This is a genomic window from Sporomusa rhizae, from assembly GCF_041428845.1.
Lineage (GTDB): Bacteria > Bacillota > Negativicutes > Sporomusales > Sporomusaceae > Sporomusa > Sporomusa rhizae.
Genome location: NZ_CP156925.1, coordinates 1,201,886 through 1,228,082 on the forward strand (window position 1 = coordinate 1,201,886; position 26,197 = coordinate 1,228,082).

General features: G+C 48.2%; 17 protein-coding genes and 3 riboswitches. Of the genes, 16 read left to right on the top strand and 1 reads right to left on the bottom strand.

The genetic code is table 11. From position 1 onward, the window contains the following. The first annotated feature begins 61 nt into the window (after positions 1-61). From SRRS_RS05440 to SRRS_RS05490, 11 genes are all read left to right on the top strand, one after another. The gene (locus tag SRRS_RS05440) at positions 62-961 is read left to right on the top strand and encodes a C1 family peptidase (RefSeq protein WP_371366935.1); all 900 of its coding nucleotides are present in this window, start codon (positions 62-64) and stop codon (positions 959-961) included. Positions 962-1,017: 56 nt separating this feature from the next. Beyond that, complete coding sequence (locus SRRS_RS05445) at positions 1,018-1,389, top strand: hypothetical protein (protein ID WP_371366937.1); 372 nt, start codon at positions 1,018-1,020, stop codon at positions 1,387-1,389. A 53-nt stretch (positions 1,390-1,442) separates the two neighbouring features. Further along, on the top strand, positions 1,443-2,561 hold the full coding sequence (locus tag SRRS_RS05450) for a hypothetical protein (protein WP_371366939.1): 1,119 nt from the start codon (positions 1,443-1,445) through the stop codon (positions 2,559-2,561). 102 nt (positions 2,562-2,663) lie between these two features. Next, positions 2,664-2,978 carry a hypothetical protein gene (locus SRRS_RS05455; RefSeq protein ID WP_371366941.1) on the top strand — a complete coding sequence of 105 codons (315 nt, stop codon included), beginning with the start codon at positions 2,664-2,666 and terminating at the stop codon, positions 2,976-2,978. A 323-nt stretch (positions 2,979-3,301) separates the two neighbouring features. Further along, on the top strand, positions 3,302-3,604 hold the full coding sequence (locus SRRS_RS05460; RefSeq protein WP_371366942.1) for a type II toxin-antitoxin system Phd/YefM family antitoxin: 303 nt from the start codon (positions 3,302-3,304) through the stop codon (positions 3,602-3,604). Further along, entirely contained in the window at positions 3,576-3,917 is a 342-nt protein-coding gene (locus tag SRRS_RS05465) for a type II toxin-antitoxin system RelE/ParE family toxin (protein WP_371366944.1), read from the top strand. Before SRRS_RS05460 ends, SRRS_RS05465 begins: the two co-directional genes overlap by 29 nt. 358 nt (positions 3,918-4,275) lie before the next feature. Beyond that, on the top strand, positions 4,276-7,980 hold the full coding sequence (gene cobN / locus SRRS_RS05470; RefSeq protein WP_371366946.1) for a cobaltochelatase subunit CobN: 3,705 nt from the start codon (positions 4,276-4,278) through the stop codon (positions 7,978-7,980). A gap of 212 nt (positions 7,981-8,192) precedes the next feature. Then, positions 8,193-8,378, top strand: a riboswitch (cobalamin riboswitch). A 258-nt stretch (positions 8,379-8,636) separates the two neighbouring features. Further along, complete coding sequence (locus SRRS_RS05475; RefSeq protein ID WP_371366948.1) at positions 8,637-10,610, top strand: TonB-dependent receptor plug domain-containing protein; 1,974 nt, start codon at positions 8,637-8,639, stop codon at positions 10,608-10,610. 155 nt (positions 10,611-10,765) lie between these two features. Further along, entirely contained in the window at positions 10,766-11,521 is a 756-nt protein-coding gene (locus tag SRRS_RS05480; RefSeq protein WP_371366950.1) for an HlyD family secretion protein, read from the top strand. A gap of 5 nt (positions 11,522-11,526) precedes the next feature. Further along, positions 11,527-12,015 (top strand): efflux RND transporter periplasmic adaptor subunit, encoded by a 489-nt coding sequence (locus SRRS_RS05485; RefSeq protein ID WP_371369725.1) that lies wholly within the window; start codon positions 11,527-11,529, stop codon positions 12,013-12,015. Further along, entirely contained in the window at positions 12,012-15,119 is a 3,108-nt protein-coding gene (locus SRRS_RS05490) for an efflux RND transporter permease subunit (protein ID WP_371366952.1), read from the top strand. Before SRRS_RS05485 ends, SRRS_RS05490 begins: the two co-directional genes overlap by 4 nt. Before the next feature lie 103 nt (positions 15,120-15,222). Continuing rightward, positions 15,223-15,406: riboswitch (cobalamin riboswitch) on the top strand. Positions 15,407-15,918: 512 nt separating this feature from the next. Here SRRS_RS05490 and SRRS_RS05495 read toward each other — a convergent pair. Further along, positions 15,919-17,295 carry an IS110 family transposase gene (locus SRRS_RS05495; protein ID WP_371366954.1) on the bottom strand — a complete coding sequence of 459 codons (1,377 nt, stop codon included), beginning with the start codon at positions 17,293-17,295 and terminating at the stop codon, positions 15,919-15,921. A gap of 265 nt (positions 17,296-17,560) precedes the next feature. Here SRRS_RS05495 and SRRS_RS05500 point away from each other — a divergent pair, with 265 nt between their 5' ends. The 5 genes from SRRS_RS05500 (at position 17,561) to SRRS_RS05520 (ending at position 26,184) form a co-directional block, all read left to right on the top strand. Further along, positions 17,561-18,547 carry an ABC transporter substrate-binding protein gene (locus SRRS_RS05500; protein WP_371366956.1) on the top strand — a complete coding sequence of 329 codons (987 nt, stop codon included), beginning with the start codon at positions 17,561-17,563 and terminating at the stop codon, positions 18,545-18,547. 26 nt (positions 18,548-18,573) lie between these two features. Beyond that, positions 18,574-19,608, top strand: coding sequence for a FecCD family ABC transporter permease (locus tag SRRS_RS05505; RefSeq protein WP_371366958.1), 1,035 nt, complete (start codon positions 18,574-18,576; stop codon positions 19,606-19,608). Positions 19,609-19,638: 30 nt separating this feature from the next. Further along, positions 19,639-23,358 carry a cobaltochelatase subunit CobN gene (cobN, locus tag SRRS_RS05510; RefSeq protein WP_371366960.1) on the top strand — a complete coding sequence of 1,240 codons (3,720 nt, stop codon included), beginning with the start codon at positions 19,639-19,641 and terminating at the stop codon, positions 23,356-23,358. Positions 23,359-23,395: 37 nt separating this feature from the next. Continuing rightward, positions 23,396-25,357 (top strand): TonB-dependent receptor plug domain-containing protein, encoded by a 1,962-nt coding sequence (locus tag SRRS_RS05515; protein ID WP_371366962.1) that lies wholly within the window; start codon positions 23,396-23,398, stop codon positions 25,355-25,357. Between the two features lie 181 nt (positions 25,358-25,538). After that, a riboswitch (cobalamin riboswitch) is annotated at positions 25,539-25,721 on the top strand. A 319-nt stretch (positions 25,722-26,040) separates the two neighbouring features. Next, on the top strand, positions 26,041-26,184 hold the full coding sequence (locus tag SRRS_RS05520) for a hypothetical protein (protein WP_371366963.1): 144 nt from the start codon (positions 26,041-26,043) through the stop codon (positions 26,182-26,184). The last annotated feature ends 13 nt before the right edge of the window (positions 26,185-26,197 follow it).

A 26,197-nucleotide genomic window follows, 5' to 3' on the forward strand; every position in this document is an offset into this window, starting at 1 on the left:
CTGGATAATCCGGGGGTTTCCTACACCGGCTGCACCTAACCAAAACAAGGAGGTTTTGTTCATGAACCATCACGTCCTTTTACCGGACAGGAGAGTGGTGGGCACCGGCTGGCGTCCGCCCCTGCCCGATTTGCGCGATTATACCGAATGCCATCCCAACCTGCAGGAAACCATCAAACGGCTGGGGATCGACGATGACCAGCCGTTGCCGGACAAGATTGATTTGCGCCAGTGGTGCAGCACGATTGTGCCGGAGCAGGGTAAGCTGGGGTCCTGTACCGCTCACGCAGCGGCCGCCATTATCGAATACTTTCAGAACCGGGCCTTTGGCAAACACTTTACCGCCTCGCGGCTGTTCATTTACAAAAACGCCCGCAGCCTGCAGGGCGTGACCGGCGACACCGGCACTTATATCCGTGATACCATGGGGGCGCTGGCTCTCTGCGGCGTGCCGCCGGAAAAATACTGGCCCTATACCGAACAGGAGCCGGATTTTGACAAAGAACCGACCGCTTTTGTCTATGCCATTGCCGATAACTACGAAGCCCTGCAGTATTTCTGCCATGACGCGGCCAGCTTGAACCTGCCGCCGGCCGCTGTGCTGTGCAGCGTGAAAAAATACCTGGTCGCCGGCGTGCCCGCCATGTTCGGCTTTTACGGCTTTGCCTCTTTTGCCGAGACCGATGTGCCGGGCGGCATTCCCGGACCCGGACCGGACGAAAAAGCCAGTTGGGGTCACGCCGTGGCGGCCTTTGGCTATGACGACACCCTCAAGATCAAAAATACTTGCTACAACCGGGAAACCACCGGCGCGCTCCTCATCCGCAACTGTTGGGGCAGCGCCTGGGGCGACTCAGGTTACGGCTGGCTGCCGTATGAGTATGTGCTGAACCGGCTGGCAGCCGATTTTTGGTCGCTCTTAAACATGGACTGGATTGCTACCGACCAGTTCGGTATGTAGGCAAAGACCGGCCGCTTACACGAAGCGGGTTTACCTTTGCTAAAGGAGGAAAGACTGTGAAGAAAATAATCTGTATGACTGTAATCCTGGGTTGTTTCAGTGTGGCAACTGCGGTTTGGGCGGCGGAAGAACAGCAGCAGCCGCCGGCTCCCGCTATTGCGGCCGCCACTAATTTGGCGGCGGATTATCCCCGCGCCAGAGACCAGCTGCCGCCGGTACCGGTGCCGCCCGCTTCGCAGGCGGACGTTAAAGCCACCGCCGCGTATATCGCCGCCGTGGACGTCTACTTGAAAGCTGCACAAAAGTATATTGACGCGGCCACTAATGATGCCAACCGGGTTATTGAGGAGCGCAACGCCGCCATTGCGAGTGCCAATCAGGCGTTGGATCAGTATAACGCTTTTTTCAAAATCGATACGAAAAAATAGCAGTGCTGACGGCAACGAAAGGAGTTTGCCGCTGGGCAACAGGAGGGGACAGTATGAGTCTGATTGACTGGTTTGCCAATTTGTTTGTGAAAGAAGCCAAGCATTATGTGTATGCGCCGGTAACGTCCGAGGTCGAAAAGATCGTGTTCCAGGAAGGACAGCATTATTTTCGCCTACGCCTGGCGGAAATGTTTTTAAAAGATGACCGCAAGCTCTTCCGCAAGGTTGTGCCGGTGGTTTCCTCGCTCGTCAGCTTGCAGTTCGGTTCTATTGCCGCCCAAGCGCTGCCCAACGTAGCCGGTCCGCTGGCGCTCAATCTGAGTGAAAGCTCCCTGGGGAAAGGCGTGCAATTGAACTATTCCTTGACCAACCTGGTGCCGTACCGCGGCGGCACGGTGTCAGTCAGCGCCGCTTTAATGTCTTATGTCAGCAAAGACTATTTTCCAGCCTTCCTTTCGCTGGCCAACAATGTCGCCGGCCTGCTGACCATCGGCCAGTTGTCCGCCACCCTCAAGGTGGTCGACAGCGCGGTCGGCGCTCTGCAGGATCTCCTGGACAGTGACGACAAAGACATCCGTCTGGTTTATCACAATGAATACGCCGGTTCGGACAATCTGGGCGGCGTATCACTGACCAGCGGCTATTTCGCTGTTATCGCTGCCGATGCCGGCAAATTCAATCCCGCCAAACTGTTTGTCAAAAATTCTCAGCTTTGTTTTGGCGACGACCTGGCCTCGTCTCAGCCGCTTACCGGTTATGATTATATGTTATTCAGCGTGGAAGCGGCGTTGTACCGGGATGATTTCCGCTATTTTACCGAATATAACAGTTTGCTCTACACCGCCATCGAAAAAGGCATGACCGACAAAGCCGAGGGGGATGCCGTCATCCGGGCCGGCATGCTGGCCGTGTTCAAATCGGATGATCTGACCTATGTCGATAAAACCCGAGTGGCGGCCGCGCTAAAAGCCGAGTATGAAGAGCGTCTCTCTCTCCAGGGTCAACTGAAAGGGCTGTCCGGCACAGACGGCGACTGGCTGAGCGACAGAGTGCTGGCGATCGACCCGCATGGAGTATGGCAGCAGATTGAGCCGCTGGTTGCCGATAAATTAGATGACGCCGTCCTCAGCGGCCGGATTTTAGGCATGATTGCGCAGGGAAAAATAACCTGAACCGGCACCAAATTTTGCGTTGTCTAACCGAAAGTAATGGACTATAATACAGGTAGCAGCGGATAAACAGACTCGGGATAGATTTGTGCCGGAGGTGAAGATATGAGCGAGGAGAGGTTTAACAGCCTGGAAAAAATGCTGGAACAACTCATTTATATGTCAGGGCATAATAATGCCGTTACCGAAGAGTTGTGTCAGCGGATGGATCGTCTGGAAAGCAAAGTAAGCAGCCTGGAAATCAAGCTGGACAACCGGGAGCGTAAGGTGGACAGTGGTTTTGACGGACTGACCGGCATAGTTCATCTCCTAGGAGAGAAAATCGAAGCCTTACCGCGCATTGAAGCTAAAATAGATATCTTAAACAGCCGTTTGCTTACACAGGAAGCCGAAATTACCCTGCTGAAACGGGCCAAGTAATTCGCATTGACTGAACATCGCTGCTTTACTTACGAGTGATGGGGCGGAGATTACAGTTTAGGGGTCTCGCCGGCAAAACGCATGCTAAGGAAGTTTCAGCAGGAATAAAGCCGTTTTCCCATACACTAAGGGAGAACGGCTTTTATTTATGGCCACGCATAAACATTCTTTTAGGTAACTGTTCCGCGGTTTGGCCCAGGTATTAATCTGAGCAACTAGAGATATTAATAAGGCATAAGTGATTTTTTGTTTCGGAAGATTTTCTTTATATTTTCCGATTAATCGGGTATAATAAAAATAAACTAGAAAAAGAAGGTGAAGCCATGCTAAAAACAATTATTCGGCCTATTAGTGAATTATCTAAGAGAATGGCAGACGTGGAAGCTTTTGCTATTGAACAAGATACACCGGTTCATTTAACAAAAAATGGTTCGAATCATATGGTGATAATGAGCAGCAGCCACTATGAAAAGATGTTGGCCAAAATCAGTATGTATGAAAACTTGCTGCGCTCTGAAGCTGAAATTCGGCAAGGAAAATCCTTATCAATAGATGCAGCCATGGCCGATATCGATTTGTATTTAAAGGAGCGTACCAATGAGCGACCAGGTCAAGTATCAGGTTAATATTACTCCCAATGCCGTTGCAAATATCAAAGAGATTGTGGGTTTCTATATAGAGTCAATGAAGTATCCTCCGGCCGCAAAAGAATTTCGCGATGCGCTATATGAAAAGCTTCAGATAATCAAGGAAAACCCATTTATGTACGGTGCTCCAGTCAATTTGCCAAACTTCACAGAACTGGGGTACCATAAGGCTCCTGTATATAAGCACCACGTTATCTTATATTTAATCGATAAGGAGATTGTACATGTGGTTTATGTTGTCGATACCCGGCAAAATCTCTTATTGGCAACACCAATCAAGTTATTAAAGTAAAGTGCCCTAGGTACTGAAAAATCACTCGAATAAACAAAGCCGCTTCTCTTAGCGTACGGAGAAACGGCTTTTTATCTATAAAAAATTCCTTAGCGTACGTTTTTTGCGTTTGGCTGGCGAGATCCCTTTTATCCGGTGTCTAAATCTTAGCGGATTACGCGGGCAGCCTGTCATTGCAAACCCCAGACAAGGGAACGTTATTTAATGAAAGTCTAAACGGGGGGGCCGGCAAGTACCAGCCATTAACCAGGCGTAAACCGGTTATGATTGACTGTATGATCACTATATACCGTACAATAATTAAAATATTAATGAGCCTTTTTAATTATTGGTGCATTACCTTACGGGAGAGAGTAGCATGGGAAAAATCGTATTTATAACCGATACGGATACTTATTATGCTTTGCTGAAAAAATCTGTCACTTCTTTGCAGGAAGAAAAACGCCTGCCCGGAATGGGGGAAGCTTACTGGGTTCCTGCTGAAACCGCATGGGATGAAGCGTGGGAGAGCAAGCTTTCAGGTTGCAATGTGGTTGTGATTGAATGGATGGGGGTGAGTCTGGACGTACCTTTTTTACAGGGTGCCTTGGCATTTTTCCGCAAACAGGGGATAAATTTTAAAATTCATGCCGGGGAGGAGCAGGAAGGTAACGCTTCCTTTGGCTTTGAGCCGGGTGACCATGTTATGGTTGGCAAGTACAGTGTATATGGCGGTGTTGAAAATTTTAAGAATCTGTGGTGTTGGGCCTTTGACCGCTTTTGTAGTGCCGGCTGCAGCTATGAACAGCCGGCGCCGATGCTTTGGAATGGCATTTATCATCCGCAAGCCAGCAAGGTTTATACCGATTTAGCCGAATACGAGAAGGATTTTTGCAAAGAAGGCCGCCCTACTGTCGGTTTTCTATTTTATCGTAACGAGTGGCTATTGGATAATCTGGCGTACCAGAAGGCCGTTATTGCCGAATGTGAACGGCAGAATGTTAATATTATCCCATTATTCAGCCATGGTGTACCTAATCCGGAAATGGGGGCACCAGGCCTCGAAGATGGGCTGCGCAAGTATTTTATGCGCAATGGCCAAGCCGTTATTGATGTGTTGATTAATACCATTAAATTTTCTCTCACCGCGTCAGGCTCGCTAAAGCCTGGTGTTTTGCAGGAACTCAATGTCCCCTTATTGCAGGTCTATGCCCTCATGACGCCTACCGAAGTATGGCAGGAAAGTATTCAGGGCATGACGGCCATTGAAACTTCCATTAGTATTACCATGCCCGAATTTGACGGGGCTTTGCATAGCACCCCGGTAGCGGGTAAGTACCGGGACAAAGATAATGTTATTTGCTATGAGCCCATTTCCGACAGAATTGAACTCTTAATTCGCAAGGCGGCCAAATGGGCAAAGCTCCGCCGAAAGCCCAACAAGGATAAAAAAGTTGCTATTATTTTTCATAATTATCCGCCGAAAAATTCCAATATTGGTACAGCATTAGGCATGGATTCACCGGAGAGTGTCCGCCTGCTATTAGCTGCCCTCAAAGCACAGGAATACCGGGTTGACCATATTCCGGAAGACAGCAAGATTTTTATGGAAGAGGTTATCCGCTGTGCTACTAATGACCGGAATTTTATGACCGACGAACAAATTGAGCATGCGCTGGGAAAAGTCAGTCCTGGCGATTATGCCGGTTTGTTTGACCGGCTTTCAGATACTGTCAAGGGAAAGATGATAGAAAGCTGGGGCGAACCGATTGGCGAAGCCTTTAATTATGATGGGAAACTGTTAATCCCGGGTATGCCGAATGGGAATGTGATTATCACCGTTCAGCCGCCGCGCGGTTTCGGCGAAGACTCGGGGAAGATTTATCATGATCCGGTTTCACCACCTACGCATCATTATTTGGCCTTTTATTATTGGCTGCGGGAGATATGGAAAGCCGATGCCGTGGTACATGTGGGTACCCATGGTTCGGTGGAATGGCTTCCCGGCAAGGCCACAGGCCTGTCCTGTGACTGCTATCCCGACATTTGTATCGGGGATTTGCCGAATGTATATCATTTTTTGGTTACGATCATTGGGGAGGGCGTACAGGCCAAACGGCGCAGTGCTGCCTGCCTGGTGGATTATTTGACGCCGCCAATGAGTACGGCGGGCGTTTATGATGAGCTGGAAGAGCTGGAGCGTCTGCTTGATGAGTATTTGGACTTTAAAGACAGTGACAGCGATACGCTGGACAGCGTCAGGCGGCTTATTCGCGAGAAGGCCGCCGAAGCCAATCTTGACAAGGATATTGAAGAAACCGGGGATTTTGACGCTTATGCGGGGAAAATCCATAATTATATTACCGATATAAAAAACATGCAAATCCGGGTAGGACTCCATACGCTGGGACTGCCGCCGCAGGGTGAAGCATTGCGGGAATACCTGCTGGCTTTGACCAGAATTGAGAATGGCAATATTCCTTCTTTGGCCAAAGTATTGGCATTACGGTACGGCTATGATTATTACGAATTGCTGGAGGACAGCGCCAAGAGAGCGGCCGGGCTTGGTATTACTTATGGCAAGCTGGTTGACCGTATTCGTAGGGAAAGCACGGAAATTATCGAGTATCTCATGGCAGACGATTTTAACGAAGCCGTTGTCGATGAACTGTTGCATTTGCAGGATTACGCAAAGATGGAAGATACGCTCAAAGCGGATTTTCTGTGTGTCTGTCGTTATATCTGTACCGACCTTGCCCCCAATCTGGGTAAAACCGTACAGGAAATGACTAATACGCTGCGCGCTTTGAACGGGGAATTTATCGAGCCTACGGTGGCGGGCGCGCCAACCAACGGCCGGGCCGATGTCTTGCCTACCGGCAGGAATTTTTACGGCATAGATCCCCAAACTCTCCCTACCAAAGTAGCCTGGGAAACGGCGCAGAAAACGGCTGATGGCGTTATCCATCAATTTATTGCCGACGAAGGTCGCTATCCCGAATCCATCGGCATGGTTTTAGGTTCCAATATGCGCACCCACGGACAGGGCATTGCCCAGTTTATGTACCTATTGGGTATCCGTCCTGTTTGGCAGAAGGGAAGCGGGCGGGTAGTCGATATCGAACCTATTCCGCTGGCAGAATTGAAACGGCCCCGGATTGATGTTACAGGCCGGGTGACGGGTATGCTGCGGGACAGTATGCCCTGCACGGTGGTCTGGATGGATAAGGCCGCCAAATTGGCCGCAAGTCTGGAAGAGCCTGTGGAAGTGAACTATGTCCGCAAGCATGTTATCGAGGATGCCAAGTATTTGGAGGAACAGGGGATTGCCCCGGAGGAGGCCTGGAAACAGGCTTCCTACCGCATGTTCGGCTGTCCGCCCGGGGGCTATGGCGCCGGTGTTGCCTATCTGCTGGAGGAGAAAAACTGGGAAACCATTGACGATTTGGCACAGGTGTATGTTCGCTGGGGAGCGCATGTGTATGGCGAAAATGAAAACGGAGCGTATTTGCCTGAGTTGTTTAAGCGGCGGTTAAGCACCCTGGATGCTACCATTCTTGGCGTCGATAACCGGGAAATTAACTTGCTCAGTTCAGACGATTTCAACTCCTATCATGGCGGCATGATTGCCTGTGTACGCAGTTTCAGCGGTAAAGCGCCCCGTTCTTATTGCGCCGACAGCACAGACAAGAGCCATGTGGTCATCCGCAGTGTGGCAGCCGAGGTCAAGCGCGTATTCCGTGGTGAGATTATGAATCCGAAATTTATCGAAGGCATGAAGGAGCACGGCTATAAGGGAGCGGCAGACCTGGCTAATTATGTGGCGCACAGTTACCAATGGGATGCTACCAGCGATGTTATCGAGGACTGGATGTATGAAAAATTTGCTGAAGAATATGCTCTTGGCAGTGAGCTGCAGCAATGGATGAAATCGGTCAATCCCTGGGCGCTGCAGCGTATAGGCGAAACCCTGTTGGAGGCCAGTCAGCGTGGTTTGTGGAATGCCAAGCAAGAGACTTTGCGGGAACTGGAGCAATTGTATCTTTCTATTGATGGTGACTTGGAGGAACGAAGCGACAGGTAACCGCTTAAAAACCGGGATCTTAAAGCAGGTCAGGCTTTGGAAAAAAAGACTTGACTGTATGACCGGTATATAGTTTATCCTGGCATAAGCCAGAGTAAGCAACAAATGTTGACAGATATGTTCAAAAAGACGACTATACTTGACAATATCCGCCAAAAAATGATAAAGTGAAGGCGCATAATGAGTTAAATGGTTTTGCCTTATTATGAATTGAATATATTGCTAAGTCAGGTGCCCTTTTAAGGGCTTAATAGGGAAGTCCGGTGTAATACCGGCGCGGTCCCGCCACTGTAATGGGGAGCAAACCCAAGGATATGCCACTGGGACAAGAGTCTTGGGAAGGTTTGGGAGAGCTATGATCCAGAGCCAGGAGAACTGCCTGTCTAAAATCGCCGTTTTACCCACGAGTGATGGGGAGGAGATTACAGTTTGCGTTGCTCACCTTGGAATGATTCTAAGTAGGGTTGCGTAGATTTGCTGAATTTACTCCTGGTCCTAGACCAGGAGTTTTTATTTGGATTGATGCGTAGAAATCCTCCCGGCTGTCATGGTCGGGATTTTCATTTTTAAAGTATCCTTTCTTCTGGAATTAAATGGGTCTTAATTTATTTATTCATAATTACTATATAATTTTTATCTTGAAAGGAAGAATGATGATGAAAAAGAAAGCAGTTCTGAAAAAGCGTATGTTGATGGCGGCCATAGTTACAGGTTTATGCTGTGGGGGGAGCACAGCAGGTTTAGCTGCTGATAAAGCGGAGGATTTTACCCTTGATTCTATAGTAGTAACGGCTACCCGTTATGAAAAACCTGATGTTGATGTTCCTGCCTCTACTACCATTTTAACGAATAAAGATTTGAAAAATACCGGCGCTGAGAATATACAAATGGCTTTGCAAAAAATCTCCGGCATTTCTTATACTACATATGGGCCTAACGGGAACCCTTGGTCCACGATGTCAAATCCGATTATTATCCGCGGGGTAAGCAACGGCACCTTGATCTTAATCAATGGAACCCCGATTAATATGTCCGGTAAATACTATTTGGACTCTATTCCGGTGGAAAATGTCGAACGTGTGGAAATAGTAAAAGGTGGCGGCGCGGTTTTATATGGCAGTGAAGCCATGGGCGGCGTTATCAATATTATTATGAAAAAGCAATTTGATAATACGGTATCGACGGGTATTGGTAATTATGGACAGCGAAATTATAATACAACCTTTAATATGGGTAAATTCAATGTTGGTTATAGTAAGGAAAAATGGGGTAGATTGGATAAAATTCAAACCAATAAAGATGCCGCCGGGGATAGAGATGCTACCTTTAAGGGGTCTGATAAAGAGAGTGTACTTTTAGAATATCATTTTAATGATAATTTATCGTTTTTGTATAACTATATGGAAAACGAAAATGGATATCAGACATGGTTCGGCGATAATTGGAAAAAACTGAAGGATGCGCAAGCAGGCGATTTACAAAATGATAAAACTTTTACAAACAAGTATCATATAGCGCAACTTAAATATAGTGATGAAAATATGAAAGCCAGTCTGTATTATAATCAGAATGAGCCTATTACAAGAGGGTTTAATTATTATGATAATAATGGAAAACTGAGCCCATCGCTTGATTCGACCAATCAAAAGGACAGGACTTATGGGATTGACGCCCAGAAGCATTGGCAGATAAATGACAGGGCCAATACTATTTTTGGCTTTACTTATAAAAATGAATACTTTAAGCAGATTAAAAACACTACTGCGACTAAGATGGAACAGGAAAGAAAGGTTTATGGTGTTTACGGGCAATGGGAACAAAAGCTCAATGATGTGAATTCTTTCATTGTAAGTGCCCGCGAAACCTGGACTGCCGGTGCTGACAAAGATTCAAATTTTAGCAATTTCAGCGCATCCGGACAATTTATTCATAAGTTAGGCGAAAAGGAAAATGTATATGCCAGTGTTGGCCAGTCGTTTGTTTTACCTACCTTTAACCAAATGTACGGCAGCACCTATAATCTTTTGCCGTCACCGGAATTAAAACCGCAAACCGGTGTTAATTATGAGATAGGCTGGAAGAAAGTAGAGGGTGGCCATAGCTGGAAGGCTGCGGTATATCATATTGATATCACAGATAATATTAGTTCGTCATGGGATTCGACAACAGGAATATATAAATATAACAATGAAGATTTTAAGAACACCGGCGTTGAGTTAACCTGTGATATAACCGGAAAAAATGGCTGGTCGTATAACTGGGGGATCAATTATGGCGATCCCAAAACAAAATCTAAAGGCAATGACCCGAAAACGAAAAAATACTGGGACAGAAAATATGGACGCCTGCAATTGACCGGAGGAGTAACTTATCAAAAAGATAAATGGAGTACAAGCTTGAATGGGACTTATTTAACAGAACGGGTCGCCGCAACAAGCACTGCGCTCTCGCGGGAAATGAAACCATATTTACTGACTAGCCTGAGCACCACCTACAAAATGGATATGAATAATGAAGTTTCTTTAACGGCAGATAATCTGTTGGATAGAAATGATGTCTTAAGCCACACGGGAACTGATTATTACGCAACCCCATTTAACTATTTATTAAGCTATAAACATAAATTTTAATTTTAAATTAACTATAAACAGGAAAAACGACTAACAAATGCCAACAACCGCCAAGCCATGAATTGGCGGTTGTTGGCGCATCTTGAGAAGTCTATTCTTATCAGACTATCGTGGTAGCTTGCAGTCTTAAGGAATGGAGTGAACAAACTTTAATAATGAGGAAATTTCTTGCCAGTAAAAAACACCGGCAGATACTGGGAATTGTGGTGGTGGCTGTAGTTTTTGCCGGTGCCCTGTTCTTTTGGAAAGCCCATGAGAAATCAGGGAATACGGCTAAAGCCAGTGTAATTAAGCCGCTGGTGGCGGTGGAGACCGTCCGGCGGCAGGACATGCGGTCACGCATTGTGCTGAGCGGGCAAACGGTGGCGGTCGCGCAGATGGATATCGCTCCCAAATACAAAGGACATATTGCCCAGGTTGCCGTCGAACTGGGGCAGACGGTAACTGCCGGGCAAGTGTTGGTTGTACAGGATTTGCAGGATATCGACTTAGATATTGCCCAGACAAGCGCAGCTCTGCGGCAGGCCCGGGCTGAAGCCGCAGAGACAAAAGCTGTTTTTGCTGCCGATTATCAAAAGGCTAAGGCGGATTATGAGCGGAATCTTGCCAATTATCAGCGGTATGAATCGTTGCAGCTTGCCGGCGCTATTTCCCGGGAGGCACTTGATACCGCCAGGCAGCAAATGGTCAATGCCAAGGCAGCACTGGACGCGCTGCAGGAACAGACCATGGCCGGCGGTGTTCCGGCGGCACTGGAAAGCAAGCAGGCGGCGCTGGTTAAGGCTCAATATAATCTTGAAGCGCTAAAGCAGCAGCGGGAAGACAGGATTCTGCGTGCCCCGCGAGCCGGCATTATCGGGTACCGCCAGGCGGAAGCGGGGACTTTTGTTCAGGTAGGTCAAAACTGCTGACCATTATTGATAATAGCAGCAGTTATGTTGACTGCCAGGTAGCCGAACAGCAGGCCGCCCAGTTGCGGACCGGCATGCCGGTGCAGGTGGCTATAGACTCGCTGGGACGGGAGTATCCTGGCACTATTATTTATATCAGTCCGGCAAGCGATGCCAAAACCCAGACTTTTACTGTCAGGCTGGCGCTTACCGGGGACGAACCTGTAATAAAAAGCGGTATGTTTGCCCATGCCAGTATTACCGGGCTGCTCAAACAGCAGACATTGTTTGTTGCCAAAACAGCCATTTTAGAAAAAAATGCCAAACAGTACGTGTTTACGATTAATGATAATAATCAGGTCGAGCAGCGGCTGGTAACAACCGGACAGCGTAGTGATGAGGCGGTGGAGATTCTCACCGGCCTCAGCGACGGTGAGCGGGTGGCTGTCAGTAATATAGCCCGGCTCAAACCGGAGATGGTAGTTGAGGTGGACGGGAAGGGAAAACAGCTATGAATATTACCCGCTTCTCCATTCAGCGTCCTGTGGGCATAATGATGATTGTTATGCTGTTTGTGGTGCTTGGCTTATACAGTTTTTTCCGGATTGGGGTTGAATTATTACCAACTGTCAATAATCCGTATTTCTCCATTTCGGTGGAATATTCCGGTGCCAGTGTCGAAGAAATTGAGGAAAGTGTCATTAAGCCGCTGGAGCGGGAGCTCACTTCGCTGGCCCATTTGAAACGCCTGATGGCGATTGCCAGACCGGAGCGGGCGACGTTCATCCTGGAGTTTGACTTTATGGCCAATGCCGATATTGCCTCCATTGATGCAGCACGGGCCATCAACCGGGTGCGGAAACAACTGCCGGATGATGCCGGTGAACCGACGATTAGCAGGCGGGATGCCAATGCGGCGCCGATTATGGAAATTGCGGTTAAAGCCAAGTATACGCTTGCCGATATCTATGGCAAGGCTGATCATATTTTCAAAGAACGGCTGCAGCGGGCCGACGGTGTCTCGGATGTGGCTGTCGGCGGCGGACGTGACCGCGAAGTGGCGGTTTTGGTGGAACGTGACAAATTGTTACTCTATAATTTGTCATTAGGTCAGATTGCCGATTGCATTAAAGGAGAAAATTTGCTGCTGCCTGCCGGTTTGGTATATAACGATACGACGGAAAGAGATGTGCGCCTGGCTGCCCGCTATACTTCTGCGGATGAGATTAAGCGGGTATATCTTAGCAATGCCGCCGGTGCGGCTGTTCCCTTGACAGAGATTGCGGAGGTAGTTGAGCAAGACAGCCGGGTTAGCCGCTATGCCCGGGTGAATGGGGATGATGCGATATCCCTAAAGGTGTACAAAAACAGTGAGGCCAATATTGTCAATACTGTTAAGGCGGTAGAAGAACAATTGGCATTGTTGCATCGTGAATATCCTGAGTATCAGTTTATAGTTGTCAGCAATGATGCCACCTATATTGACAATTGTTTACATAACACGCTGATGGCGCTGGTGGAAGGCATAGTTACCACCGGACTGGTGCTATTTTTGTTCCTACGGGGCTGGCGGTCAACTGTTGCTGTTATGGTTGCCATTCCTACCTCGCTGATTTCCACCTTTTTGGTTATGTATGCAGCCGGTTTTACTTTTAACATGATGTCTTTAATGGGCATGGCCTTGTGTATCGGGATTTTGGTCGATGACGCTATTGTGGTGCTGGAGAATATTCACAGGCACCGGCAATTAGGTAAGATACCGGCGGCAGCTGCCGAAGACGGCCGCAATGAGATTGGCATGGCAGCTATTGCTATTACCTTGTGTGATGTGGTGGTGTTTTTACCTATTGCGTTTATGACTGATGGAACAGGCCAGTATTTTCGCCAATTCGGCCTGACCATCGTTTTCGCCACGTTATTTTCCTTATTTATTTCTTTTACACTCACCCCGATGCTGGCCGCACGCCTGTTTACAGCCGGGACGGCGCCGCCTGCAGGTAACCTGTGGGCATTTATGGACAGGCTGGAAGCCGCCGCAATCAGCAAATATGAAGAGCTGCTGCGCTGGAGCCTGGCTCATGGCAAGTCAGTGATTGCCGTGGTGCTGGTGTTGTTTGTTGCCACCGCTGCTTTGGCTCCCCTGGGGTTAATTGGGGCCGAATATATGCCGCGGACAGATGAAAGCAATTTCCGGGTTGTTGTTGAATTACCGGTAGGGCAAAACCTGGAGGTAACTGATGCGGTAACAGCCGTATTGGAGGAATATGTTCTATCCATCCCGGAAGTGACTTATTGTTTAAGCACCATTGGCGATGGCAGCAGCAACAAGGCCGGGTTGACGGTGCAAATGGTGGAAAAAGGAGAACGCAGCCGCAGTGTGTGGCAAATCACCGACGATGTCAGAACTTTTTCCCGCCGCCAGCTTCCCCAGGCGGCGGTGCGTGTCTATGAAACCGAGTCATCGGTAGCCGGGATTGCGTCAGGCGGTGCTGAGATTCACTCCCCGATTTTGATTTATTTATTAGGGTCGGATATGGAGGAATTGATTCAGGGTTCGGCGCAATTGCAGGAATTATTGGCCAGAACCAAGGGTGTCAAAGATATCCGCACCAACTACCGGGTTGGTGTGCCGGAATTCAAGCTGACAGTGGACCGGGAAAAGCTGAAATTCTTCAATACCTCGGTAGATGATGTCAAATCGGCATTTTCCGGGGCGATTAGCGGCAAGAAGGCAGGAGTGCTGCCTAATGACAGCCACAATAACGGGAGGGATACCGACATTGTGGTCAGATTAAAGGGCAGTGACAGTTTCAAAATCTCTGACCTGACAAGTATTCCGGTTAAGGCCGGTGATAAAACGGTATTTTTGGGCAATGTGGCGCAGGTGACAGAAGGAGTGGGACCGGTCAGCATCAACCGTCTGAATAAACAACGTTCACTCATTGTGCAGGCCAATATCATCGACCGCCCGTTAAACGAAGTAATGCAAGAGGTTGATATGTTGCTTAAACAAGAAACGTTGCCGGAGGGCGTGAGTTACCGCTGGGGCGGGCAGGCAGCCAACATGAGCAGCAGCTATGGGGAAATCATCCAGGCCTTGCTCTTATCCCTCCTGTTGGTATATATGCTGTTGGCAATCTTATACGAATCGGCCTTTACGCCGGTCATCCGGATGCTATCCCTGCCGCTGGGACTCATTGGCAGTTTGTTGTTTTTGTTCTTTACTAATAATACCATCAACATCTATTCCCTGATCGGCTTTTTGGTTATGGACGGGCTTGTTGCCAAAAACGGCACTTTGCTGCTTGATTATACACTGACGCTGATGGGGCGGGGGATGAGTGCCTCTGATGCCTTGCTGGAAGCAGGCAAAACCCGTCTCAGGCCCATCTTCATGACTACCCTGACCATGGTGGTGGGCATGATGCCTACAGCGCTGGCTCTGGGAGCCGGTGCCGAGGTTAGGGTGAGCATGGCCTGGGTGCTGATTGGCGGTCTCTTGTCGTCTACGGTATTTACTTTGCTTGTCCTGCCGGTTGTGTTCTTATTTTTTCAGCGTTATCCGGTGCGGACCTGGTTTGCCGGAATGGCGGGTTATGTCCGGAAAACCGGACAGTAAGACATAGGGCAACGGTTTTTTGGCATGGAATTATTTGACAATACTTGACAATACTTGACAGAAAGTGATAAAGTAAACATATTATAGTTTGGTTTATTGAAAATTGAATAATATTGAGTCAGGTGCCCTTTAGGGCTTAATAGGGAAGACCGGTGTGATACCGGCGCGGTCCCGCCACTGTAATGGGGAGTGAACCCAAGGATATGCCACTGGGACGAGAGTCTTGGGAAGGTTTGGGAGAGCTATGATCCAGAGCCAGGAGAACTGCCTGTCTAAAATCGCCGTTTTACCCACGAGTGATGGGGAGGAGATTACAGTTTGCGTTTCCCTGTCACGCCATGATTGTAAGCAGGGCCGCGCACATTTGCTGAAAATTCACTCCTGGTCATAGACCAGGAGCTTTTATTTGCTTTATGCTGTAAAAATCCTCCCGGCTGTTATTATGTCAGCCGGGAGTTTCTTATTTTCCTGATAGCGTACTATGTCAAATAATTTTTTATGAAATCTGAGCATAGCAAATACGCCTGTTGCCTTAATCGATTAACAGAAATTACCATTAAACATACAGTAACTGACGAAGAACAGAATAAAAGAGCTTTTCCCCTCTCGGACTTGAACCGGGAAAATACCTCGTTTCAATCACTGTAGGGATGCAATCTAGCAAAAGTACAAGTTCATATTAACGTACAATTCGCATTTACAGGACGAGGTGGATAATGCTATCAGACGAGGTCATAGCCTCAAGAAAGTATTCGATCTCCGCTCTGTCCCAGAGCGAAAAAGCTCTATGTTGTCGTGCTTACGCAGATAATAGTTCGAGGGATTTTTGGTGCCTTAGCTTTTTTAACACTTCATTTTTGATAATCGTTTTTGCTGTTTTTGAGTGAAAAGGCTGTTTTTTTGTTAGCATGGCAAATACGATCTTGAGCAGTTTGTTACCCATGGCAATGAAAATTACTTTGGAATGCTTACCTTTTTGTTTCAAACGGTCAAAGAACGGTTTCAAATCAATATTATGACGACATATGTTGCGACCTGCCTGGTAAAGTACGTAACGCAAATGCTTGTTACCTTGCTTTGTAATACGCCCATAGTAACCTTTTTGGCCGCCGGATTGTCTTACCATTGGATTGGTTCCCGCCTTTTTAATGAGTTGACTTGCTGAATCAAAATTAGAGATATCGCCAATTTCACTAAATAATTCGGCTGCAGTAACAGCACCAATTCCCGGAATTGTTAATAGCAAATACCCATCTGTCTGAAGAAGGAGTATCTCCATTTCCTTTTCAAGTCGGTCAATATTATCATCTAATCGCGTTAAATCACTTAGTTTAAGTTGCAGCAAAAGAAGTTCTGGTTCTAATTCTGCTTTTGAGAGTGAATAAGCGCATTGTGCCGCTTGTAAAAGTTTCTGAATAGTTGTTTGACGCAGTTTTAAATTGTGCTCTTTAGAAATGCGCCGCAAGCCTGGTTCACCAAGTCGGAGGATATCTGATGAATGGGGGGCGTTCTTCAAGAACCAAAGTGATGATTTTCCAAAAAAATCGCTAAAGATACGGACCTTTTTGGGACGGTTATGATGCAAGGACACTAAACCTTGAAAGGGACGGAAGATTTTGTCCATCAAATTTCTGATTTCAATGCGAATTACGGAACGCTTTCTAATTTCTTGTCTTCTAGCTCTGGTTAAGGCGAGTAATTGTCGGTAATGTCCCGTAGGGAGCTGTGATTGGGTAGCCTTATTATTCTTTAAGGAATAAGCGATAGCAACTAAATCACGATCATCTGTTTTACACCAATTGAGAGCACTGGAACGTTCTTCATGGGTAGTAGCAGCATTAATAATAGCTACGGTATACCCATGGGAAGTAAAGAAGCGAACTATATCTTCATAATAATGCCCGGTGGCTTCGATACCGATAAATACTCTCTCAATGTTAAATGTCGCCTTAGCCTTCTCCAATTTAGCGAGACATAGATTCAAGCCAGGTTTGTCGACAGAGAAAAAGAACGAGTGATCAATAATGTCACCAAAGTAATTACAAATAAGTGCTTTAGGTAGAAACTTAGCCGCATCAATTGCTACTAACAAAACCTGCTCAAAATTTACTCCACGAAGGAGTTGAGAGAATTGACAACCTTTCTTACCTTGAATATTATTTGATGTAGAACCCATTGACTTCAACCTCCTAGGGGTAGTAGGTAGTAAGAATGAAGTTCTTCGTCAGATACTTTCATCTTACACGAAGTCAATGGGTTTTTCCTGTTATATTCACTATATCACACACTAGAAAGTATAACTTTCACCTGGATAAGGGCAACATCGGCTTCCACCTTCGCCAAAGGCTCGGCGCAAGCCGTGTTTTCTTTATATTTCGGACCACTAACAAGACGCCGCGGCCAGGGCCGTGCATTGTTGCGGAAAGAGGCTTGATTTCGTAATGAAGTTATGGAAAAGGATAAAAAGTAAGCAATTTATCGGGTTGGTATCTCTTTTCTTGGCCTGCTTGCTGCTGACCGGCTGTCCGGCCAGGCAGCTCCCCGGCCAAACGGCCGGCCTACAGAGCGGTTATACTGTAACCGATGACAGCGGGTACACGATGATGCTGCCGGCCAAGCCCAAGCGGATTGCATCGCTGTCCTATGGCACTGATGAGATTCTGGTGGAGCTTGTGGCGATGGACAGGATTCTTGCGTTCAGCCGGTGGGCCGATGACCCGGAAATCACGTTTATTACCACCGGGCAGGCGGCTCAGGTGAAAAGCCGGGCCGTCCCTTATGCCGAAGCTCTTATCGCGCTCAGACCAGACCTGATTGTGGCGGCTTCCGCCACGCTCAGGCCGGAAGCACTGCAAACACTCCGGGAGGTTGGCATTCCCGTATACATATCCAAGAATCCCAGAAATTTGGCGGAAGTAAAGCAAAAAGTTAAAAATTTGGCCCGGGCCGTGGGCGAAGAAGACAACGGACAACACCTTCTGGAGCGGATGGAGGAAGCCCTGCAGCGGCTGGAAGAAAAATTAGCTCCGGTTACGCCGGATAAAAGAAAATGTTGTTTGGCCTTTGATTTTATCGGGGTCATCGGCAGCAAGAACAATCTTTTGGCCGACATATTCAACTATGCGCATATAAAGAACGGCGCCCTCCGCGAAGACAGTATCGACCAGGGCGAAAACCGTCTTTCCAAAGAGCAAATCGTGGCGATAAATCCTGACATATTTATGCTGCCTACCTGGAATTATGACGGGCACAGCGGGGTTGACGCCTACCGCCGGCAGATTGTTACCGATCCGGCATTCCAGCATGTGGCCGCAGTGCGCAACAATCAGGTGAAGCTCGTATCCGACCGGTACCGCTATGTCACTTCACAGCATGTTGTGGAGAGTATCGAAGTGTTTGCCCGGACAGCTTACCCGGAACTTTTTTAACTTACTATTATAAAAAGAAGGTTATCATGCCGAATTTATATCGACGCAGCCAGCGTAAAATTCTGGTGCTGCTGTTATCTTTTTTTCTCGCAATACTTCTTTCCCTTACCCTGGGGCAGGTTGACATTTCTTTATCCGCTGTGGTTGGAGTCCTTGGTTACCAGTGGCATGTGCCGGGTTTCAGCGCGGCCGCTTTTACGCCGGACCAACAGGCGATTCTTTGGCATATCCGGCTGCCGCGAACGTTGGTTGCCCTGCTGGTGGGGGCGGCATTGGCCGTTTCCGGCGCTGTCATGCAGGGGGTTTTTGGCAATGATTTGGCGGATCCTGGTATTATTGGCGTATCCAGTGGTGCTGCTGCTGGCGCCGTGACTGCCATTGCTTCCGGGATTGGTTTTCAGCACATGTTTTACATGCCGCTATTCGCCTTTGCCGGTGCGCTAATTGCTGTGGGCAGCACACTTCTTCTGGTTACGCGGCGGGGGAAGATTCCGGTGCTGCCGCTTCTGTTGGCAGGCGTGGCCGTAAGTGTGTTTCTGGGAGCGATTACGTCCGGTATCCTGACCTATATGAATGAACAAAAAATGCAGCAATATCTGTTCTGGATGGTTGGCGGTCTTGATTTCCGGCGTTGGGAGCATGTATATCTGGCTTTTTGGCCGATTGGCCTGGGGATTGCCGCATTGGTCGTACTGTCCCGCCATCTTAATGTTCTCGTACTGGGAGAAACCGAGGCCAAAGGCGTCGGAATGAAAATTATGCCGTTTAGGCTGCTGCTGGTCTTTATTGCTTCCCTGATGACGGCGGCGGCTGTGTGTGTCAGTGGCCATATCGGCTTTGTCGGCCTGGTCATACCACATATTACGCGGCTGCTTGTCGGCCCGGATCACCGCATTCTGCTGCCTTGCAGTGCTCTGGCCGGCGGCATGTTTCTGTTGATTTGCGACACACTGGGGCGGCTGCTGCTGTGTCCGTCCGAAATACGTACAGGCATTATGACAGCGCTGCTGGGAGTTCCTTACTTTTTGTATCTGTTAAGGAAATTAAGCAGACCGCAATAACCGCAGGCCGGTGTTAAAGGAGTTTTTGTGATGATAACTATTTTTTCTAATGTCGAACGACAATGCAAAATGCTGCAGCAGGCCGGCAAACATCTTGCCGACAGCAAACGCAATCTGCCGCCGGTGCAATTTTTTTTCTTTGATGACTCAGTCGCCTGGTCGCCGCAGATGGCTGCCGCGCTGAAGGCCAGCGACATGGTTGTATTCCTGTGGCAAGGTCCGGTTTATCCCTGTGATGTGGCCGATAAGGCCTTGGCTTTCCTCAAGCGTCAGGGCAAAGCGGTATATGCCTTTATGTCCACAGCGGATGGTACGGCAAATACGGTCAGTGGATTTACTGATGGGGAAGTAGAGCAAATTCGCGATTATATTTTATACAGTGGCAGCAGTAATTATCAAAATCTTATCTTGTGGCTGGCCGCCAAAACCGGTCAGGCGGCGTTAGCGTGTCAGCCACCGCAGGAACTTGTCTGGCAGGGGCTTTATCATCCCGGCCTGCAGGCGGCTGTGCCGGCGACGGCCGATTATCTGGCGATGCTCTGTCCCCACGACCGCCCCCGGGTGGGGATACTGTTCTCACGTGAGTCCTGGATATGGCAGGATACGGATTATATTGATGCCCTTATCCGGGAACTGGATGCCCGGGGGCTTGATGCACTGCCTATATTCGGCCTGTGGGAGGATAACCCGGCTTTGCCGGCGGCCGGCATCAGCCAGGCGGTGGAACAGTTCTTTTATCACCAGGGGCAAGTCATTGTTGCTGCTGTAATCAATACCTTCAAAGTCGGGCTGACGCTGAGCCGGCAAAACCGGTCAGGTTTTTTGCGCCGTCTGAACGTACCTGTCATTCAGGCCTATAATTTGCTGCGGCCGCAGTCCTCATGGCAGGAAGATGTTAGCGGTATGAATCCGGTAGAGCTTTCGGTTAATGTGGTGCAGCCGGAATTTGACGGGGTAATTCACGGCGGGGTCGTTTCCAGTAAGGAAACCGGCGATTTGGGGATAAGCCGTTATCTACCGTTGCCGGAGCGGGTCGCAGCCTTGGCCGGTAAGGCTAAGAAGTGGGCCCGTCTGCGCCATACCGGTAATGACCGGAAAAAAGTCGCTATTATTTTTCATAATTATCCGCCGACCAATGCCAGTATTGGCAGTGCGCAGGGACTGGATTCCCCGGCAAGTGTGGTCGCTTTGCTGAAAGGTTTGGCGGTAAACGGGTATCGTATTGACAGTCTGCCGGGTACCGGCCGGCAGCTTCTGGAGGAATTGCTGGCCGGCGTTACCAATGACCGGCGGTTCCTCAGCGATGAACAAATCGGGCAGGCGGTTGGTAAAGTCGGCAAAGACGACTACAAGACCTGGTTCGACAGCCTGGAACCGAGTGTCAGGGAAGAGTTAATCAAGGAGTGGGGGCTGCCGCCGGGAGAGGTGTTTTTCGCCGATGACAGCCTGCTTGTTCCTGGAAGGCTGAACGGCAATATTCTGATTACTTTGCAGCCGCCGCGGGGCTTTGGCGAAGATCCGGACAAGATCATTCATTCACCCGTTTGTCCGCCGCCGCATCACTACCTGGCCTTTTACTCCTGGATTAGGGAGGTCTGGCAGGCGGATGCTGTCATTCATATGGGAACTCACGGTTCGCTGGAGTGGCTGCCGGGGAAAAATGCCGGGTTATCGCGCTGCTGTTATCCTGAACTGGCCTTGCAGGATTTGCCGAATATTTATCCCTACTATGTTACCATTGTCGGGGAAGGAATTCAGGCCAAACGGCGCGGTGCCGCCTGTCTTATCGGACATCTTTGCCCGCCGATGAGTCAGGCCGATACCTATGAGGAACTGGCCGAACTGGAACTGCTTTTAGATGAATATGCCCATTGCAAAGCACAGCAGCCGGCGGCTGCCTCACTGGTTTGCGAGCAGATTGAGAGCAAAATAGCCGCTTTGCATTTGACGGAAGACTTGCCCCGGCAAGACGGACAGTCACTGGCTGACTATATTTTGCGTGTGCATGCTTATCTCGAAACCTTGAAGCATATGCAAATACGGGCGGGGTTGCATATCCTGGGCGAAGCGCCGCAGGACGAAAATCTTACGGAATTCATTCTGGCGCTGACCCGGGTGAAGAATGGAGCAGTTCCGTCTTTGCCGCAGGTGATTGCCAGGGCCGTCTACGGCTATGATTATTACCAGCTGCTTGAAAAGAGCGGCGAGTTATTGCCTGACGGCAGTCGCAGTTATGCCAGCGTCGTGGATGAAATCTGGACAACCTGTCAAGCCATTGTTGGCTGTTTGCAGGACAAAGGATTTTCTGAGCCGGGGATGACGGCTGTTTTCCGGCTGCCGGAAGTGCGGGTCCTTCGGCTTGCCGGGGCAGCGGCTGAGGATTTGAAAACTGTCTTAACCTATATCTGCCAGGAGTTGACGGTGAAACTGGCGGCGACGGTGCAGGAGATTACCAATACAATCAGGGCGTTAAACGGCGAATATGTTGAACCTGGGCCAGGAGGAGCGCCTAGCAATGGCCGGGCGGATATCCTGCCGACCGGACGTAATTTCTATGGTGTTGATCCCAACAACCTGCCAACTCCTGCTGCCTGGAAAATTGGACAGACCCTGGCCGACCAGGTAATTACCCGCTACATTGCCGAGGAGGGGGAGTACCCTGAAAGCATTGGCATAGTGCTGTGGTCTGATTCCAATATGCGAACAAACGGGCAATGTATTGCCGAGCTGCTCTGTCTTATGGGGGTAAGACCTGTCTGGCAAAAGGGCAGCCGCAGGGTTACCGGATTGGAAGTCATCGAACTTGCCGAACTAAAGCGCCCGCGAATTGACGTTATGGCCCGGATAAGCGGACTGTTCCGCGATACCATGTTTCGTGCCGTGCAGTTGATAGAACAGGCGACCGCGCTGGTGGCCGGGCTGGATGAACCGGAGAACCTAAATTTTGTAAAAAAGCATATTAAAGCCGATAGCACACTCCTTGCTGAACAGGGGCTGGACCAGGAGGCGGCCTGGCTACAGGCAAGCTGCCGTATTTTCGGCTGTCCACCCGGCGGTTATGGCGCCGGTGTGGCCGCGCTGCTGGAGGCCAGGAATTGGAACAATGTCCATGATATTGCCGACGTCTATGTACGCTGGAGCGCGCACGCCTACGGTTCCCGGCAGCAGGGAGAGTTTTTGCCGCAGCTGTTCCGGCAGAATCTAGGGAGGCTGGCTGTTACCATCAAGAATATTGACAATCATGAAGTGCATTTACTGAATTCTGATGATTTCAATGCGTATTGCGGTGGGATGAACGCGGCTGTCCGCAGTATCCGCGGCAAGGCGCCGCGCTGCTATATTGGCGACAGCGCCGATCCAAGCCACACCCGGACGAAAAGTCTTGATGAAGAGTTCCGGCGGGTACTGCGGGGCGAATCTTTGAACCCGAAGTTTATCGCAGGCATGAAAAAGCATGGCTATAAAGGCGCGTCCGATTTGGCGGCATTAGTGGGGCATTGTTTCGGCTGGGACGCAACCAGTGAAGTGATGTGCGACTGGATGTATGAAAGTCTGGCCGAAAAATTTGCCCTGGACGGCCAGTTGCAGGAATGGATGCAAGAAGTTAACCCCTGGGCGCTGCAGCGAATGGCCGAAAAACTGCTGGAAGCGGAACGCCGTGGCATGTGGAACGCTAGGCCGGAAACCAAAAAAGAGCTGGAAAACCTTTATCTTTCTATTGAAGGCGAGCTGGAAGAACGCGCAGATTAATAACTGGTAAACGATATTTTGAGAGGGGATATTTACATTGAAGAAACAATACCTTGTCAAGCCGGTTGTGTGGAAAAAAATGTGCTTGAGTTTGTTAGTTGCCAACTACCTGTTTTTTTCGGGCGGCAGTGCTTTGGCGGCAGCCAAAGACCAAGGGGAAACCTTTACTTTAGATTCGGTGGTGGTTACGGCCCAAAGAAGTGAAACCAGGGATTTGAATACACCGGCTTCCGTAACGGTCATTTCTGCCGCTGAACTGAAAGAAACCGGCGCTCTTAGTGTTTTCGACGCTTTGGAACATACGGTTGGCTTTAATAGTATATCGTATGGACCGGCAGGCACAGATTATGGCATGTCTTCCAGCAGAACTATTATTCGTGGTTTGGAGAAGGGGGTCTTGGTTTTAGTAAACGGCTCCCCCATTAATTTGTTGAATTATAACGGTTCCAATGGTATTCCCCTGGAAGCAGTGGAAAAGGTTGAGATCATTAAAGGTGCGGGTTCTACACTGTACGGCGCGGAAGCATTAGCCGGAGTTGTCAATATTATCACTAAAAAGCCGGGCAATAGCGGGCAAACCACAGTGGGTATCTCTGGCGGCAATTACAATCGAAACTGGTCGGTAAGCTCGGAATTTGGCAAAAGCGCAATCTATTTAAAGCGGGAATATATTGGTGATGTTGACAGAACTTCAAGATATAATATTACTACTAATGATAAAAAGGATAAGACCAAGGATAATAAGGCAGTTCAGCCCTATGGTTTAGATAAAGGTACTAAGGACAGTTTTTATTTTACAACCCAGTTAAGTGATGAGCTCAACTTTAACTGGTCATATACTGATTTGCAATCCAACCGGCCACGGTATAATGCAGACGGTTCCAACTACATACGCTATAAATATGATGATGTACGTAATAACTTCAATCTTAGCTATGATGATAAAAACAATAATTTTAAGTCGGTTCTGTCGTTTAATAAACGGCATGCTTTTGCTGATAAATATACCTACAAAGATAAAAGTTGGGGCATCAGCGAACGGTATGATATGTATGGTATAAACTGGGACAACCAAAAGACCTGGCAGTTGCGGGATGATCGTGATACATTGATTGCCGGAGTTACCCTGGCCCAGGAGCATTATAATGGTCTTCTCAATAGTACCGCAGTTAATTATAATAATGCGCTGCGCAACAGTTTTGCTGTCTATGGGGCTTATACCTATAGCGTTACCCCTAAATTCAGTACAACCTTAGGTCTGCGGGAAAATGTTATTGACGACTATGCCACCAGAAAAAATGTCTTTCTACCGCAAATCCAGACATTGTACAAGATAAATGAGCATACTTCCTGGTATACTAATATTGGCAAGGCCTTTGAGATGCCGGCGCTGAACCAGTATTTTACAAAACAAAATACCGATTTCAATAAAATAAAGCCTCAGCAAGGTTGGACTTATGAGACAGGCATAAAAGTCATTGATAATAACCAATCGTTTAAAGCCGCTGTGTATCATATGAATATCAAGGACCAGTTTATCTGGAGAAAGAATCCCGATAATACCGATTATATGGATAATGCCGACTTCAAGAATACCGGTGTGGAACTGGAATATGAAAAAATTCTTAATGCCAACTGGAAGTACAACCTGGGATTTAGTTACTCCAACCCCAAAAACACTGAAAACGGCCCTTGGGAGCAGTGTAACAGCAGAATACAGACAACCGCCGGGATAACTTACAATCAGGCCAAATGGCTGACAAATCTTAATTTCTTGTTTTTAGGCGACCGGGAAGAAAGTTATTACAGAATTAATGGCCAAATCAGTGATGTTCCGGATCGTGTACAATTAAATGCCACGATTCGATATCAGCCGGAACGTAATCAGTCAGTCGTTTTGAATTTGTACAATATCCTTGATCGCGATAATTCTGTAAACAAATATGAAAATCTGGATCTGCCCTTTAACTGGGTATTGAGCTATAACTATACTTTCTAAAAAACAATATATTGCTGAGTAAGTGCCTTATGGGCTTACTAGGGGAGACCGGTGCAAAACCGGCGCGGTCTCCCTAATGTAAGCTCCAAGCCGTTATTACATTGACCTTTTTATCACTATAGTATTAAACGTGATTGACAGGACTTACCAAAAAGTTATATCATTAATGATGATATGACAACTAAAAACTGCTGAGTCAGGTGCCCTACGGGGCTTAATAGGGAAGTCCGGTTGAATTCCGGCGCGGTCCCGCCACTGTAACGGGGAGTAAGCTTAAGATATGCCACTGGAACAACTGTTTTGGGAAGGTTTAAGCAAGCTATGATCCGGAGCCAGGAGAACTGCCTGTCTGACAATCACCGTTTTTACTCACGAGCGATGAGGAGGGGATTATAGATGTGTGTAAATGTAATTGGGCAGTGCTGTAAACTTATTGCTGAAACTAAAAAAGCTATTGTAGTAGTGGACAATGCGGCCAGGAAGGCAGTAATAAAAAGCACCATCTTGTCAACATAGTATAAAAACCATGAAGGTAAGAGCCTGAAAAGGCTCTATATTTTCATGGTTTTTTTACCGTCCTAATAGAAAGTATAACTTTCGCTTGGAGTGCAACATCGACTTCCGCTGTCGCCAAAGGCTCGGCACAAGCCGTACCAGTAAGTCAAATGGGAGGAAAAATTGTTATGAGATTGGCAGTTGGCAGGCAAATTTTAGGCGCATGTTTGGTCATAGTAATCCTATTTGTATTGATGAGTGGCTATATTTTTACAAAGTCACAAGCGGTAGCCGAAGATTTTAATGATCTTGTCGGGGCGGGTCGGGCATAGCACTGGGTTTATG